Annotated in this window: 19 protein-coding genes; 10 read left to right on the top strand and 9 right to left on the bottom strand. The window is 65.1% G+C overall.

The window, feature by feature from the left end; translation table 11 throughout:
* Positions 1–1,884 carry a flagellar protein gene (locus tag ACVMIH_RS14450; RefSeq protein WP_456862265.1) on the top strand — a complete coding sequence of 628 codons (1,884 nt, stop codon included), beginning with the start codon at positions 1–3 and terminating at the stop codon, positions 1,882–1,884.
* A gap of 136 nt (positions 1,885–2,020) precedes the next feature.
* On the opposite strand, the gene flbT is transcribed toward ACVMIH_RS14450, so the two are convergent.
* A complete protein-coding gene (gene flbT / locus ACVMIH_RS14445; RefSeq protein ID WP_028337700.1) occupies positions 2,021–2,452 on the bottom strand; it encodes a flagellar biosynthesis repressor FlbT in 432 nt (143 codons plus the stop codon).
* 227 nt (positions 2,453–2,679) lie between these two features.
* Positions 2,680–2,832: a hypothetical protein gene (locus ACVMIH_RS14440; RefSeq protein WP_159109478.1), complete on the bottom strand. Its 153-nt coding sequence runs from the start codon at positions 2,830–2,832 to the stop codon at positions 2,680–2,682.
* Between ACVMIH_RS14440 and ACVMIH_RS14435 the strand changes: the two genes are divergently transcribed.
* The 3 genes from ACVMIH_RS14435 (at position 2,819) to ACVMIH_RS14425 (ending at position 4,955) form a co-directional block, all read left to right on the top strand.
* A complete protein-coding gene (locus ACVMIH_RS14435; RefSeq protein WP_028337699.1) occupies positions 2,819–3,988 on the top strand; it encodes a flagellin N-terminal helical domain-containing protein in 1,170 nt (389 codons plus the stop codon). The two genes, ACVMIH_RS14440 and ACVMIH_RS14435, sit on opposite strands and share 14 nt — an antisense overlap.
* Positions 3,989–4,195: 207 nt before the next feature.
* Positions 4,196–4,561, top strand: a complete 366-nt coding sequence (gene flaF / locus ACVMIH_RS14430; protein ID WP_016846762.1) for a flagellar biosynthesis regulator FlaF — start codon at positions 4,196–4,198, stop codon at positions 4,559–4,561.
* 28 nt (positions 4,562–4,589) lie between these two features.
* Positions 4,590–4,955, top strand: a complete 366-nt coding sequence (locus ACVMIH_RS14425) for a hypothetical protein (protein ID WP_016846761.1) — start codon at positions 4,590–4,592, stop codon at positions 4,953–4,955.
* Positions 4,956–4,973: 18 nt separating this feature from the next.
* Here ACVMIH_RS14425 and ACVMIH_RS14420 read toward each other — a convergent pair whose 3' ends face one another.
* From ACVMIH_RS14420 to ACVMIH_RS14405, 4 genes are all read right to left on the bottom strand, one after another.
* A complete protein-coding gene (locus ACVMIH_RS14420) occupies positions 4,974–5,360 on the bottom strand; it encodes a hypothetical protein (RefSeq protein ID WP_076825676.1) in 387 nt (128 codons plus the stop codon).
* Between the two features lie 160 nt (positions 5,361–5,520).
* The gene (locus ACVMIH_RS14415) at positions 5,521–6,024 is read right to left on the bottom strand and encodes a hypothetical protein (RefSeq protein ID WP_076825674.1); all 504 of its coding nucleotides are present in this window, start codon (positions 6,022–6,024) and stop codon (positions 5,521–5,523) included.
* Between the two features lie 19 nt (positions 6,025–6,043).
* Positions 6,044–6,400 carry a flagellar assembly peptidoglycan hydrolase FlgJ gene (gene flgJ, locus ACVMIH_RS14410; RefSeq protein ID WP_168854999.1) on the bottom strand — a complete coding sequence of 119 codons (357 nt, stop codon included), beginning with the start codon at positions 6,398–6,400 and terminating at the stop codon, positions 6,044–6,046.
* Positions 6,400–7,524: a flagellar basal body P-ring protein FlgI gene (locus ACVMIH_RS14405; RefSeq protein ID WP_038385504.1), complete on the bottom strand. Its 1,125-nt coding sequence runs from the start codon at positions 7,522–7,524 to the stop codon at positions 6,400–6,402. Before ACVMIH_RS14405 ends, flgJ begins: the two co-directional genes overlap by 1 nt.
* Positions 7,525–7,792: 268 nt before the next feature.
* Here ACVMIH_RS14405 and ACVMIH_RS14400 point away from each other — a divergent pair, with 268 nt between their 5' ends.
* The gene (locus ACVMIH_RS14400; RefSeq protein ID WP_057016669.1) at positions 7,793–8,206 is read left to right on the top strand and encodes a flagellar assembly protein FliX; all 414 of its coding nucleotides are present in this window, start codon (positions 7,793–7,795) and stop codon (positions 8,204–8,206) included.
* 51 nt (positions 8,207–8,257) lie between these two features.
* Here ACVMIH_RS14400 and ACVMIH_RS14395 read toward each other — a convergent pair whose 3' ends face one another.
* Positions 8,258–8,644, bottom strand: a complete 387-nt coding sequence (locus ACVMIH_RS14395; protein WP_456785375.1) for a winged helix-turn-helix transcriptional regulator — start codon at positions 8,642–8,644, stop codon at positions 8,258–8,260.
* Between the two features lie 104 nt (positions 8,645–8,748).
* On the opposite strand from ACVMIH_RS14395, the gene ACVMIH_RS14390 reads away from it, so the two are divergent.
* The 3 genes from ACVMIH_RS14390 to ACVMIH_RS14380 all read left to right on the top strand — a co-directional run bounded on the left by ACVMIH_RS14390 (position 8,749) and on the right by ACVMIH_RS14380 (position 10,980).
* On the top strand, positions 8,749–9,360 hold the full coding sequence (locus ACVMIH_RS14390; protein WP_456785374.1) for an NAD(P)-dependent oxidoreductase: 612 nt from the start codon (positions 8,749–8,751) through the stop codon (positions 9,358–9,360).
* A 209-nt stretch (positions 9,361–9,569) separates the two neighbouring features.
* Positions 9,570–9,935, top strand: coding sequence for an RNA polymerase-binding protein DksA (gene dksA, locus ACVMIH_RS14385; protein WP_170991616.1), 366 nt, complete (start codon positions 9,570–9,572; stop codon positions 9,933–9,935).
* A gap of 238 nt (positions 9,936–10,173) precedes the next feature.
* Positions 10,174–10,980: a phytanoyl-CoA dioxygenase family protein gene (locus ACVMIH_RS14380; RefSeq protein ID WP_057016667.1), complete on the top strand. Its 807-nt coding sequence runs from the start codon at positions 10,174–10,176 to the stop codon at positions 10,978–10,980.
* 30 nt (positions 10,981–11,010) lie between these two features.
* Here ACVMIH_RS14380 and ACVMIH_RS14375 read toward each other — a convergent pair whose 3' ends face one another.
* The gene (locus ACVMIH_RS14375; protein ID WP_156436155.1) at positions 11,011–11,439 is read right to left on the bottom strand and encodes a winged helix-turn-helix transcriptional regulator; all 429 of its coding nucleotides are present in this window, start codon (positions 11,437–11,439) and stop codon (positions 11,011–11,013) included.
* 98 nt (positions 11,440–11,537) lie between these two features.
* Here ACVMIH_RS14375 and ACVMIH_RS14370 point away from each other — a divergent pair, with 98 nt between their 5' ends.
* Entirely contained in the window at positions 11,538–12,566 is a 1,029-nt protein-coding gene (locus tag ACVMIH_RS14370) for an SDR family oxidoreductase (RefSeq protein ID WP_057016666.1), read from the top strand.
* Positions 12,567–12,674: 108 nt separating this feature from the next.
* A complete protein-coding gene (locus tag ACVMIH_RS14365; protein ID WP_057016665.1) occupies positions 12,675–13,460 on the top strand; it encodes a 2-keto-4-pentenoate hydratase in 786 nt (261 codons plus the stop codon).
* A gap of 112 nt (positions 13,461–13,572) precedes the next feature.
* Here the strand turns inward: ACVMIH_RS14365 and ACVMIH_RS14360 are convergent, their stop codons facing one another.
* On the bottom strand, positions 13,573–14,325 hold the full coding sequence (locus ACVMIH_RS14360) for a carbonic anhydrase (RefSeq protein WP_057018635.1): 753 nt from the start codon (positions 14,323–14,325) through the stop codon (positions 13,573–13,575).
* Positions 14,326–14,535: the final 210 nt, after the last annotated feature.

Below are 14,535 nucleotides of genomic sequence, written 5' to 3'. Positions count from 1 at the left end.
ATGTCGATCGACGGCGTAAGCGGCAGAACTTCCTATATCGGCACCACGATCCTCAACCTGCGGAATCAGCTCAATGACCTGACGACGCAGCTTGCGACCGGCAAGGTATCGACGACCTATGCGGGGCAGGGGCTCGATCGCGGTTTCGCGCTCAGCTTGCGCGCGCAGATCAGCGGCATCAACGCGTTCTCCGATACCGCCACCAATCTCAACACGCGCCTGAGTGTCGCGAACCTCACCTTGCAGGGCCTGTCCGACGTCGGGACCCAGGTGAAAAACGCCGCGACGACGGCGACGCTGACGCTCAACGACAGCGGCCAGACCTCGGGCCAGATCACGGCGCAGGCGGCCTTCGCCAACGCAGTCGCGATGCTGAACAGCCAGTCGGGTGACCGCTATCTGTTCTCCGGCCGCGCGATGGATACGCCGGCCACGGTGTCCGCCGATACCATGCTCAAGGGCACGGCTACCCAGGCCGGCCTCACGCAGCTCATCAATGAGCGCAAGCAGGCCGATCAGGGCGCCGGCATGATGGGGCGCCTGAGCGTCTCGTCGCCGCCGGCGACCACGACGGTCACGAGTATCGCCGAGGACGGTTCGCCGTTCGGCCTGAAGCTCCTTTCGGTGCAGTCGTCGTTGACGGGTGGCGCCACGGTGACGCAGCCGACCGGCACGCCGAAGACCGCTTCGGTCGATCTCGGCGCCGTCAATCCGAAGGACGGCGACAAGATCAAGTTCAACTTCACGCTGCCCGACGGCACCACCGAAGCGATCGAACTCACGGCGACGACGACGAACCCGCCGCCCGCCGGTTCGTTCCTGATCGGCGCCGACACCGCGGCGACGACAGCCAACCTGCAATCGAGACTGACCTCGTCGATCAAGACGTTGAGCGACACGTCGCTGGTCGCGGCGTCCGCGGTGGCGGCGTCGAACAATTTCTTCAATCCGGTCGCAACCGTCTCGGGTGCGGCGGTCAACAACCAGAACACGCCGCCGGCGCCGATCAGCGGCGCCACGGCGCTGTCGGGGACGGCGGGCACCGACTCGCTGTCGACGAGCTTTGCCGCCGGCGATACCATCACGGTGAACGGCACGCCGATCACCTTCGTGGCCTCGGGCGCCACCGGCAACCAGGTCAACGTCACCGACAGCGTGCAGACGCTGATGGCCAAGATCGACCAGATCAGCGGCACCAAGAACCCGTCGACCATCAGCAACGGCGCGATCACCCTGCACGGCGCCGACGGCGAGAGCCTGTCGATCTTGAGCTCCAACACCGCCGCGCTCGGCGCGCTCGGCATCGCCAACAACACCACCGCAGCGCCGGCGCCGCTCAGGGTAGGAGGACCGCCGTTCGACACCGCGACCAACCTGGTCGCGGGCACGCCCGGCAACACCGTCTACTGGTACACCGGCGAGAATGGCCCGGGGTCGGCGCGCGGCACCGCGGTCGCCCAGGTCGATCAGTCGATCACCGTGCAGTATGGCGCGCGCGCCAACGAGCAGGCCTTCCGCTATTTGCTGCAGAACGTCGCGGTGTACGCAGCCGTCACCACCAATGCCAGCAACCCGAATGCGAGCGCGCAGGTGACGGCGCTCGCGCAGCGCGTGAGCGGCAACCTCGCCCCGCAAAACGGTCAGCAGCAGATCCAGGACGTGCAGGCCGAGTTCGCCGGTGCCCAGACCGCGACCAAGGCGGCCACCGATCGGCAGACCCAGCTGAAGGGGATGGCGGAAACGATGCTCGACTCGGTCGAGGGCGTCAATCAGGACGAGGTCGCGACCAAGATCCTGGCGCTGCAAACCAGCTTGCAGGCGTCGTACCAGACCACGTCGATGCTGTATCAGACGACGCTCCTGAAATACCTGCCGATCAGCTGATCGCGCGCTCCTCATCTCCAGCCAGCAAAAAGGCCTCCGCGCGGAGGCCTTTTTCGTTGAGGCGAGTGGGGCTGGAGCGTTTTCAAGCGAAGCGGACGCCGGTTCGCGCAAAGAAAACGCGTCAAAACAAGAAGCTCTACGCGCTCTTGCGTGTGTCGTCCCGCTCGGCGTTCTGCTGGTCGCGCGCGGTTTCCAGCAGCTTCTCTTCGTGTGCGATCAGCTTCTTGGATTCCTTCAGCGCGTGATAGAGGTCGCCGTTGAGGATGAAGTTGTTGACGCTTTCGATGAAGGGCCATGCGCTCGGCATCGCGGTGATGATGTCGCGCACCAGACTGAAATAGGTCGGGTGGTGCGCCATCGGGTCCGGCGATAGATACATCAGCTGCACGGCGAGATAGATCAGCTTCGCCGGCGTGTCCGCGGTCTCGGGCGTCAGGATATCCTTCTCGCGCAGGATCGGGATGCGGTCGCCGTCGATCAGCAGGCGGGCGCGCTGGTCGGTGTTGGTGATCACGCAATTGCCGACGATGATGCGTTCGTTCGGTTTGAGTTCGACCTTCAGGGCCATGACCGTTCTCCTTTGCCTGCAGTCGCGCGATGTCTTCGCTGGCGGAGCGAAGTGGTTCGGCACTGCTTAGCAGCCGCCGTTGCGGGCAGGGGCCGATGCGACAGCGATCCTTTCCCATGATGGTTAATGCTTGGTGAACGAGGGGCGGGCGCTAGCGTCGTTATCTAGCCGGAATTGTCAGTCGTCTCAGTAGTTTTCGGGGCGAACCTCGCCCAATGGCGACAATTTTATTCTTCGGCCTTTGTCTCAAATACCGTGCCGGAGATTTCTTTTTCCTTCGCGGCCAGACCGCAGGATCGGCCATCCGCCCGATCAGAAAGGATTGGAGCGGCTTTTTCCTCAGTTTCACACCAGAAAGGTATGAAAATGTCCGATATCATTCTCTCCTCCTCCGTTCGCCAGAACCTCCTCTCCCTCCAGTCCACCGCCGATCTGCTCTCCACGACGCAGAACCGCCTTGCCACCGGCAAGAAGGTCAACACGGCGCTCGACAACCCGACCAACTTCTTCACCGCGCAATCGCTCGACAACCGCGCCAGCGACATCAACAACCTGCTCGATGGCATCGGCAACGGCGTGCAGGTGCTGCAGGCCGCCAACACCGGCATCACCTCGCTGCAGAAGCTGGTCGATACCGCGAAGTCGATCGCCAACCAGGTGCTGCAGAGCCCGACCGGCTACACCACCAGGTCGCAGGTCACTTCGACTGCGGCGCTCGGCGGCACGTCTGCCAACCTCGTCGACGGCACCACGATCAAGAGCGGTGACGTGCTGGCGATCGCGGCTTCGGCCGGCCAACCCGCCTTCAGCTTCACCTTCGGGGCCAGCACGTCGCTGGCGCAGCTGAACACGTCGCTGGCGGCCAGCAACCTGACGGCGAGCCTCGACAGCTCCAACAAGCTTGTCATCACCACGACCAATGACGCGGCGTCCTCGACGATCGGTGCGGTGACCTTCACCAACACCGGCGGCGGCACCGCGACGTTCAGCGCGGCCGGCACGGCCCCGGTCGCCGACCAGGCCTCGCAGTCGGCGCGTGCCGCTCTGGTGACGCAGTACAACAACACCATCGCGCAGATCACGACCACGGCGCAGGACGCCTCGTTCAACGGCATCAACCTGTTGAACGGCGACAGCCTGAAGCTGACCTTCAACGAGACCGGAAAGTCGACGCTGAGCATCACCGGCGTCACCTTCAATGCCAGCGGCCTCGGACTGAAGGCGCTGACCGCCGGCACCGACTTCCTCGACAACAACTCGGCGAACAGCGTCATCTCGTCGCTGAGCTCGGCGAGCTCCGCGTTGCGCAGCGAAGCCTCGACGCTGGGTTCGAACCTGTCGATCGTGCAGATCCGTCAGGACTTCTCGAAGAACCTGATCAATGTGCTGCAGACCGGTTCGTCCAACCTGACGCTGGCCGACACCAACGAGGAAGCGGCCAACAGCCAGGCGCTGTCGACCCGCCAGTCGATCGCGGTCTCCGCGCTGGCGCTCGCCAACCAGAGCCAGCAGAGCGTGCTGCAGCTGCTCCGCTAAACGCGCCGGCAAGTGCTTCGAGAACGGCGGGGGAAACCCCGCCGTTTTCTTTTGTCTCCGGGATACTACGGTGTCTGTCCATGCCGTCAGAACGACGCATTTCGTAACGCCTGCTAACCATATTTAAAGGCGCCGGATGCATAAATATCGGGCGCTAGAATTGCGTCTTCGCGGCTCGAGAAATCCGCATCCCATCGAGGTCATTGAATGTCGAATGCAGCCCAGGCCTACGCTCGTACCTCCACGACGACGGCGTCCCCACGTGAAATCGAAGCGCAGGCGCTGTTGAAGGCCGCGCGGCAGCTGCAGGAAGTCCAGACGAACTGGAACGGTCCCGACAAGGCGCTCGATCACGCGTTGCTGTTCAACCGCCGGCTGTGGTCGATCTTTCTCAGTGCCGCGCAGGGCGACGACAATCCGCAGCCGCTCGAGATTCGCCAGAACATCGCCAATATCGGCGTGTTCGTGATGAAGCAGACCGTCGACATCCAGATGAATCCGGATCCGGCGAAACTGAAGTCGCTGATCGATATCAACTGCAATATCGCTGCCGGCCTCTCGGGTCGCGGCTGATCGATCGATTCCTGACGGAGCCCTCGGCATGGCCGACGTGTTGAGCATCCTGTCGGCCAACTACAAGGCCGCCGGCCTGACGGTCCCGTCGAAGACGCCCTATGTGGCCGTCGATCCGAACCTCTATGAGGGCAGCTGGAGCGGCAAGTACGCCAACAACAAGTCGTTCAACATCTCGGTGTCGAACGTCGATGGCTTCCGCGCCAAGGTCCACTACCAGAGCGACGGCACCAGCAAGTATCAGGACGTGCTGATCAAGGATGGTGGGTTCCGGATCGGCGATACCAAGTTCGCGCTGGTGCAGCAGGGGACGGCGTTGATCGCCAATGTCGTCACCGATCCGGCCACCGGGGCGACCTATCTCGACAAGGCCTACGCCACGCAGAAGACCTGAGCGGTCGTTGGTCCGCGCCTAGGCGCGGCGATCGGTGGCACGCACCCGCGTCGGCGCGTCCTTGCTGAGATCGAGCGCGTGGAAATAGGCGCGGCGGCGCAATACGGCTTCTTCCGGAAACTGCCTCACCACCAAATTCGTGCGATTGTCGACCACCTGATAGACCACGGCGCGCGCGTCGCGGTCGATGATGACCTGGTCGCTGACCGACGGAGCCTGATTTGAAATCGATGCGTTGACGGCGTCGGGATCGATGGTGACACGCACGCTCGGCTCCGGAGCGGTGACGCTCTGGCTCGCCGGCAGTTCAGTCTTGACCGCCTTCTGCGCCGTATCGCTCGTGGGAGAGACCATCGGCGCCGCGACCGGTGCCCCCACCGGCTTGATGTTGAAATCTGTACTCATGGCAGCCTCGTAGTGCACAGGCACTAGTTTGCTTGAGTCAAATCCCAACCCCTCACGGTCCGCAACTCTACGGGGAACCTCTCAATAGGCTGTTAGAAAACACGCTGAATGCCGCGCTGCCGGGGCGGCGTCGAATTGAGCTAAATTGTAGGCGTAGGCGTCAGAGTGTGCGGCTGATCGCGATCGGCGTCATGTTGCGCGGGCCCGGCGTGGCGCGCTGTCCGCTTGCGGTATAGGTGTTCGGAATGTTGCGGCGCTGCACCTCGGCATTGACGCCGCGCACGATGCCTTCGGAGACGGCGTGCGCCGTTGCAAGCACGGTCAAATTGACCTGCAGCATGGCGCGGAACGTCTCGTGATGACGGCGCAGTGTCGCGAGCAGCTCGGGATCGGTCTGCGACAGCATCTTCTGCATCGATTTCAGATGCTCCACCGCGAGCATGTAGCGCCGCGACAGCTCGGACTTCTGCGGCTCGAGCCGCATGCCCTCGCGGATCTTGCCGGCGCGGACGAACTCGGTCTCCTGCTCGATCACGGCAAGCAGGCCGCTCATCACCTCGGTCAGCTCGTTGGCGAGACGCGCGACGTCCGGCGGCGTCGACGTCGCGGACCGCGCGGCGGGGGCGGATGCTACTGGCCGCGGCTGCTGTGGACGCTGGTTCATCGCGCTGCTCCTTGAAACCCTAGCCCTTGTTCGCCTGCTGCAGGATCAGCGAGCGGAACACTTCGTTGGAAATGCCGACGCCGCCGGCCTTGGCGAAATTCTTCGAGTATTCGTCGGTCAGCATCGACCGCCATGCGCCGGTGCCGACGGTGTCGCCGTACGGGCCATCGCCCTTCAGGCCGGTCGTCATCTGCGAGAACATCGAATTCAGGAACATCGATTCGAAATCGGTCGCGGTCGCCTTCGCCTTGGCGGCCTGCTGCGGCGTCACCTTCTTCAGCGCGTCCTGCAGTACGGGATCGGGGCGGCCGTTGAACATCGGCATCAACGCCTTGTTCGGCATGCTGCCGGTGGTGCTGTTGATCAGGCTCGCCATCACATCACCTCGATGTCGGCTTCGATCGCGCCGGCGGCCTTGATCGCCTGCAGGATGCTGATGAGGTCGCGCGGTCCGATGCCGAGGCCATTGAGGCCGTCGACCAGCTGCTGCAGCGAGACGCCGTCCTTGACCACTGCGAACTTCTTGCCGTCCTCGCTGACGCCGACGCTGGTGCGCGGTGTCACGACTGTTCGGCCGCGCGACAGCGGATTGGGCTGGCTGACCTGCGGACTCTCGGAGATCGAGACGGTGAGATTGCCCTGCGCGACGGCGACGGTGGCGACGCGGACGTCGCGGCCCATCACGATGATGCCGGAACGCTCGTCGATCACGATCTTCGCCACCAGATCGGGATCGACCTGCAGCTGCTCGATCTCGGTCAGGAAGGCGACGACGTTGCCCTTGAACTCCGTCGGGATCGCAAGCTGCACCGTGGAGGGATCGATCGGCTCGGCGGTCTTGACGCCGAGATAGTCATTGACCGCAGCGGCGATCCGCTTGGCGGTGGTGAAGTCGGCGTTGCGCAGCGCGAGGCGCACATTGGGCAGGCGGTTGAGCGCGAACTCGATCTCGCGCTCGATGATGGCGCCGTTGGCGATCCGGCCGACGGTCGGCACGCCGCGCACGACGCTGGCGGCGGCACCTTCGGCCGCGAAGCCGGCGACCGCCACCGATCCCTGCGCCACCGCATAGACATTGCCGTCGGCGCCGAGCAGGGGGGTGACGAGCAGGGTGCCGCCCTGCAGGTTCTTGGCATCGCCGAGCGCCGAGACGGTGACGTCCATGCGCGTGCCCTGGGTGCCGAACGCCGGCAGATTGCCGGTCACCATCACCGCGGCGACGTTGCCGGTGCGGATGGTGGCGCCGCGGATGTTGACGCCCATGCGCTCGAGCATCGCTTGCAGCGATTGCTTGGTGAAGGGGATGTTGTTGAGCGTATCGCCGGTGCCGTTGAGGCCGACCACGAGGCCGTAGCCGATCAGCTGGTTCTGGCGCACGCCCTCGATATTGGCGAGATCCTTGATCCGCGACGTCGCGGCCGCCGGCATGACGGAGGCCGCCAGCGCCAGCAGCGCGGCGCAGGCCACTCCGAACAGATTTGCGATGCGGATGCCAGGCATCCCGATGCTCCCCTCGAACTGAACTCGCGGATCGCGCGACACTCCCATGACGGCGATCCGCCATTAACCATGCGAGCTGCGTGCCACTCTGCTTCGCTTGGGCAATGTGTTGATATATTTATCGAAATTGTCGGGTCGTCATTTTGCTCCGGTTCGCCAGGGAGCGCGAAACTGCCGCGCGGCGGCAGAAATTGCCGGGTCGTTTACGCGCCGTTAACCATAAAACAGCGATGCTCGGCCCATTCAGGCCTGCGGGATCATCACGACGATGCGCATCTACGGACCGAACGGCACCACGCTTGGCACGTCCACCAGCGCCACGCGGCGCACCTCGTCGAGCGGCTTCTCGCTGCCGGATGCGACGACCGCGCAGGAGGAGGTGCGCTCCACCGCGGCGCCGAAGGCCGCCGCCAGCCTCGATGCGCTGCTCGCGCTGCAGGGCGTCGAGGACCCGACCGAGCGCCGCAAGCGCTCGGTGGCCCGCGGCAAGGGCGCGCTCGACGTGCTCGATGCGCTCAAGCTCGGTCTGCTGTCCGGCAATTTCGATTCCTCCACGGTGAACCGGCTGCGTGACGCCGCGGCGAGCCTGAAGGAATCCTCCGGCGATCCCGGTCTCGATGCCGTGCTCGGTGAGATCGAACTGCGCGTCGAGGTCGAGCTCGCCAAGGCCGGGCAATACTAGGCTCCTCCCGATCAACTCACCTGTCCGACGCCGCCGGTGCCTGCAGGTGCCTCAGGCCGCCAGCGCCTTGCGCTGCGCGTCGTAGCGGCGCTGCGCGGCCAGCACGTCCTTCAGATTCCGTTCGGCCCAGTCGCGCAGCGGATCGACGGCTTCGGCGAGCGTCGATCCGAGCGGCGTGATTGAATACTCCACCGTCACCGGCACCGTTGCGATCGCCCGGCGGCGCAGCAGCCCGTCGCGCTCCAGGCTTTTCAGCACCTGCGACAGCATCTTCTGCGAGATGCCTTCGATCGCACGTCGGAGCTGGTTGAAGCGCATCGGCTCGCTGCGCAGCAGCAGCAGGATCAGCACCGCCCATTTGTCGCCGACCCGGTCGAGGATCTGGCGCGTCGGGCAATTGGCGGCATAGGCGTCCGGCTTGAGGCTCATGGCTTTCATCGCGGTTACTCCGGCGTGATCAGGTGAGGCGAGAGTGCCTTCTTCACACCTACATCCTTTTCGCTATCTAGTCACCATTGGAAACCATCAATCGGAGACTTGAGATGAAGATCGCCATCGCCGGCGCGTCCGGCCAGGCCGGCTCGCGCATCACCGCGGAACTCGCCCGCCGCGGCCACGCCGTCACCGCCATCGCCCGCAACCCTGAGAAGATCGCCAGCCTGCCCAATGTCGCCGCCCGCAAGGGTGACGCGAACGACCAGGCCGCCCTGGCCGCGCTGTGGGCCGGCCACGACGCCGCGGTCAGCTCGATCCATTTCCTGGCCAGCGACCCCGCCAAGCTGATCGGGGCGGCCAAGTCATCCGGGGTCGGCCGCTATCTCGTGGTCGGCGGCGCCGGCAGCCTCGAGGTGGCGCCGGGCGTCCGCCTGGTGACCACCCCCAACTTTCCGCCCCAATACAAGGCCGAGGCCTCCAAGGGGGCTGAATTCCTCGACCTGCTGCGCCAGGAGAAGGACCTGAACTGGACCTTCTTGTCGCCCTCGGCGCTGTTCGTGGCCGGCGAGCGGACCGGCAAGTTCCGCCTCGGAACCGACCAGCTCCTGACCGCCGCCGACGGCAAAAGCTCGATCTCCTTCGAGGATTTCGCAGTTGCACTCGCCGACGAAATCGAGCGCCCGGCCCATATTCGCCGGCGTTTCACGGTCGGCTATTGAGGGGCAGGGCCGTCCCCGGGCAGGGCGGATAAGTTTGCCTGTGCAAGGCCTTGGGGGCGGCCCGCCTTTCGCGGTGGCAGATATTGTCTGTCACATGACGTGGCTATATAAGGCGCCGCGCGGAGGAGTTGTGTTCCCTCCGCCTGACAGGGACATGGCTGCCTTTGGAAAAGCTGAAGAACTACCGGCCGACTGAAAAAGAGCCTTTCATGAATGAGCGGCAGCGCGATTATTTCCGCGCCAAGCTGCTGGCCTGGAAGGATGAAATCCTCCGCGAATCGAAGGTCACGTTGCAGACGTTGCAGGAAGAGAACGTCAATCATCCCGACCTCGCGGACCGAGCGTCCTCGGAAACCGACCGCGCGATCGAACTTCGTGCCCGCGACCGTCAGCGCAAGCTGATCTCCAAGATCGACGCGGCGCTCCAGCGCATCGAAGACAACACCTACGGCTATTGCGAAGAGACCGGTGAACCGATCTCGCTGAAGCGGCTCGAAGCCCGCCCGATCGCAACGCTGTCGGTGGAGGCGCAGGAACGCCACGAGAAGCGCGAGAAGGTCTATCGCGACGAATAGTGGCGACGGATCGCCACGGATTGCTGCCGGCGCGTACCGGTTGTACGTTCGCGCCGCCATGATGACACGCACTCTCAGCATCGCTTCGGTGTTTTTGCTGGGCTGATCCCGCTTCCTCCTGGAAGCGCTGAGCGGCCCCACGAGCTTTCGCTCCTGGGATTCCAGTGAAACCGAATGAGCCGGTCAGGTTCCGCGCATCGCGGAGCATCGATGGCTGGCGACAGTTTGAGAGACAATCATGACCCATCGAAACGACGCGCGTGCGCTTGACGGCGCGCAGATCGAGCAATTCATCCAACAGGGCTTTGTCCGGATCGACAGCGCCTTTCCCCGGGAACTCGCCGACCGGGGACGCGCCATCATGTGGCGCGACCTGCCATGCAGCGAGCACGACCCTTTGACTTGGACCCAACCGGTGATCCGGTTGCCGGGGTACGGCGGTCCGCCGTTTCGCGAAGCGATCAACACGCCGCTACTGCACCGGGCGTTCGATCAGATCGCCGGTCCCGGCCGCTGGCGTCCGCGCGACGACATCGGAACCTTTCCGGTGCGCTTCCCGCATCCGGACGATCCCGGCGATGCTGGCTGGCACATCGACGTCAGCTTCCCCGGCGAGGATTGCGACCCGAACGAGCGCAGCGACTTCTCCGCCTGGCGGGCCAATGTCGTCTCGCGCGGCCGGGCGCTGCTGATGCTGTTCCTGTTCTCCGACGTCGGCGAGGACGACGCGCCGACCCGGATCAGGGTCGGCTCGCATTGGCCGATGGCGCGTCACCTCGCGCCGGCGGGCGAGGCCGGGCGCGCACGCATGGTGCTCGACGATGTCGGCGCCGACTGCGAGGTCGCGCTCGCGACCGGCGAGGCCGGCACGGTCTATCTGTGTCATCCGTTGCTGGTGCATGCCGCGCAGAAGCATCGGGGCACGACGCCGCGCTTCATGGCCCAGCCGTCGCTCGCTGCCGGCGAACCATACCGGCTGGAACGTGCGGATGGCGCGTATTCGCCGGTCGAGATCGCGATCCGAAAGGCGCTTGGCATGGAGTGATCGGACGCCGATCTGAAGGCGAGGCGATATTCAGGCCAACCCGGCTCCGAGTATCGCCTCGCTTGCCTCCGCCTGACGGCGCGGGCCGAACGTCTTCGACCATGCCAGCAATTCGCGGAAAGCCGGCGTCAGGCTCCAGGCCGAATCCGTCAGCTCGTATTCGACCTGCAGCGGCTTCTCGGCGAGCACCCTGCGCGCCACCAGGCCGTCGCGCTCGAGCTCGCGCAGCTGCGCAGTCAGCATGTGCTGGGTGATCGGCGCGAGCGCGCGGCGCAGCGCGCCGAACCGCACACCGCCATTCATCAGCGTGAACAGGATCTCGAGCTTCCATTTCCCCCCGAGCGCATGGATCGCGTGCTTGAATTCGATCAGCACATTGGGGTCGGTGGGGCAGCTCTCGCATTCACCGCCGTCACACATATCGCTGGTATTGTTTTCCATACCGGTCTCGAATTTCATCCTACTTGTCCAAGATCAGATAGTGACCAGATGCGGCCTGTGCAGGGCGGGCAGTGCAATGTTGGGCCCATCCGCCGAACCATGAAGAGGGCAGGGACATGAGCACGGTTTTGGTCACAGGCGGATCGGGATTCATCGGCGTGCATACGATTCTGCAGCTGCTCGCCGACGGGCACGCGGTGCGAACGACGGTGCGCAATCCGGGTCGCAGCAACGACGTGATCGCGATGCTGCGCGAGGGTGGCGCGCTGGCGCCCGACCAGGTCGGCTTCGTCACCGCCGACCTGCTGCGCGACGATGGCTGGCGCGAGGCGGCCACCGGGTGCGACTACGTGCTGCATGTCGCATCACCGCTCGGCGCCTATGTGCCCGAGGACGAGAATGAGCTGATCGTCCCGGCGCGGGAAGGCACGCTGCGGGTGTTGCGCGCCGCGCGCGACGCCGGCGTCAAGCGCGTGGTCGTGACGTCGTCGTTCGCGGCAATCGGTTACGGCCATCCGCCGCAGGCGGCGCCGTTCAACGAGACCGTATGGTCCAATCTCGATGGCGAGGGCGTGCAGGCCTATCCGAAATCCAAGACGCTGGCCGAGCGCGCCGCCTGGGATTTCGTGGCGCGCCAAGGCAATGGCCTCGAGCTTGCCGTGGTCAACCCCACCGCGGTGTTCGGCCCGGCGCTCGGTGCCGATTTCTCCGAGTCGATCGGCATCATCAAGGCGCTGCTCGACGGCGCGATGCCGGCGGTGCCGCGGATCCATTTCGGCCTCGTCGACGTCCGCGATGTCGCCGACCTGCATCTGCGCGCCATGATGTCGCCCGAGGCCAGCGGTGAGCGCTTCCTGGCGGTCGCCGGCGAGACCATGTCGATCCTCGGGGTCGCCCGGGTGCTGCGCGCAAAACTCGGCAGCAAGGCGCGGCGCGTGCCGCGGTTCCAGGCGCCGGACTGGATGATGCGGCTCGCCGCACGGCGCAACCCGATGGCCCGTGCCGCGCTGCCGCTGCTCGGCAAGGTGCGCCGCGCGACCAGCGCCAAGGCGCAGCACCTGCTCGGCTGGCGCCCGCGCGGCAATGAGGAGATGATCGTCGCGACCGCCGAGAGCCTGATCCGGCTCGGCCTCGTCAAGGCCTGACGGCAGCTCCCGTGCAGCGTGCTTGCCAGACGCGTCGGCGAGTGCTGAATTGCAGCGAGCAGACGGAGGCGCCACCGCGCCGCCGAGAACACCAGGGAGGCTGCGCAGATGGATCGGGTCCTCGCGGCCGCAAAGGCGATCGCCAGCGCGCGCCGCAGCCGGGCGCCGCTCAAGGCGCTTCCGAAGGACGTGGTGCCGCGCGACGAGGCCGAAGGCTATCAGGTGCAGTACGCGTTGCACGCTCTGATGCAGCCACACGTCGGCAGCCTCGTCGGCTACAAGATCGGCTGCACCAGCGCGGTGATGCAGGAATATATCAACATCCCGCACCCCTGCGTCGGTGGCGTGTTCGAGAAGGTCGTGCATGACAGCGGCGTGCGGCTGCCGGCGGCCGAGTTCGTCCATGTCGGCGTCGAGTGCGAGATCGCGGTGCGGCTCGCCCGCAATCTCGCTCCCAGCGAGGCGCCGTTCACCGCCGAATGGGTCGCGGAAGCGATCGATGCCTACTATCCCGCGATCGAGATCGTCGACGACCGCTACGTCAAATGGGAGACATTGGGCGCGCCGACGCTGATTGCCGACGACTTCTTCGCCGCCGGTTGCGTGCTCGGGGAGGAGGTGCCGCGCATCACCGTGCCCGATTTGCGCGCGGTCGCGGGACGCGCGATCGTCAACGGCAAGGAAGAAGGCCGCGGCACCGGCGCCGACGTGCTCGGGCATCCCCACAACGCGCTCGCCTGGCTCGCCAATCATCTCGCCACTGAAGGCCGTGGCTTGCATGCCGGCCAGATCGTACTGACCGGCAGCCTGGTCAAGACGGTGTGGCTGAACGCGGGCGACACGGTCGTGATGGAGCTCGACGGCCTCGGCAAGGTGGAAGCGGCCTTTACGTGAGGTGACGTTGTGCGAGCCTGCCTCCACATAAGGACGTCGTCCCTGCGAAAGCAGGGACGACACCGAGTGTGTTGCGCGACCTTGACCTGACTTTACTGAATTCACCTGACTTTCAAGTCGCCGGGCGCTTGGCGTCCGTGACCAGTTCGACCTTGCCGTCGGTCAGCCGGTAGACCGCGCCGACCACCCTGAGCTTGCCCTGATCGACCGCGGCGCTGAGGATCGGCGTTGCCGATTTCAGCTTCGCGACGTTGTCGATGACGTTCTGCCTGATGGCGTTGGCGAGCCGGTCGCCTCCCTTGCCTTCGGTCGCCTTCACCGCCGGTGCGATCGCATTGACCAGCGAGGGCAGATGACCGGGCAGGGTGGTGTTGTCCTTCAGCGACTTGATGGCGGCGTCGACCGCCCCGCAGCTGTCGTGGCCGAGCACCATGAACAGCGGCACGTTGAGCACGGCCGATGCATATTCCAGGCTCGCGATGGTCTCGTCGCTGGCAAAATTGCCCGCGATGCGGCAGACGAACAGATCGCCGCGGCCGGTGTCGAAGGCGTATTCCGGTGCGATGCGGGAGTCCGCGCAACTCAGGATGCCGGCGAACGGATTCTGTCCGCCGGCCAGCGCCTCGCGCTCGTGCTTGAAATCATGCCGCCGCGAGACGCCTTCGACATAGCGCAGATTGCCCTTCACCAGCCGCTCCAGCGCCGCGTCCGGCGCCAGCACATTCTGCGGCTTCGGCGGCGATTTGGTTTCCCTGGCGGAAACCGGCGGGGCAAGGGCGAGGCTGGCGGCGGTGCAGGCCGCGGCAGCGAGGAAGCGGCGCCGGGAGGTCTGGGTGGGAGCTGCGATTTCGCAAAGCTGGCACATCAAAAATCTCCGTAAAATTATCCGAGAATAGCAATCGCGTCCGCGCAAAGGTTGTAGATCATGCGCAGTGCCACCGCAACGACACGGTTTCATGCTCGGTCCCTGCTCCCATGTGCAATTGCGCACAAGGCAGGGATGACGGTGAGGACGAGTCGCAATTCAAGATGTCAAACAGCGCGGTGTGATGACCCGCTAAAGCGAAAGCGGGTG

This window comes from Bradyrhizobium sp. USDA 4503 (assembly GCF_054055815.1).
This window is presented reverse-complemented; position numbering and strand designations above follow the sequence as displayed.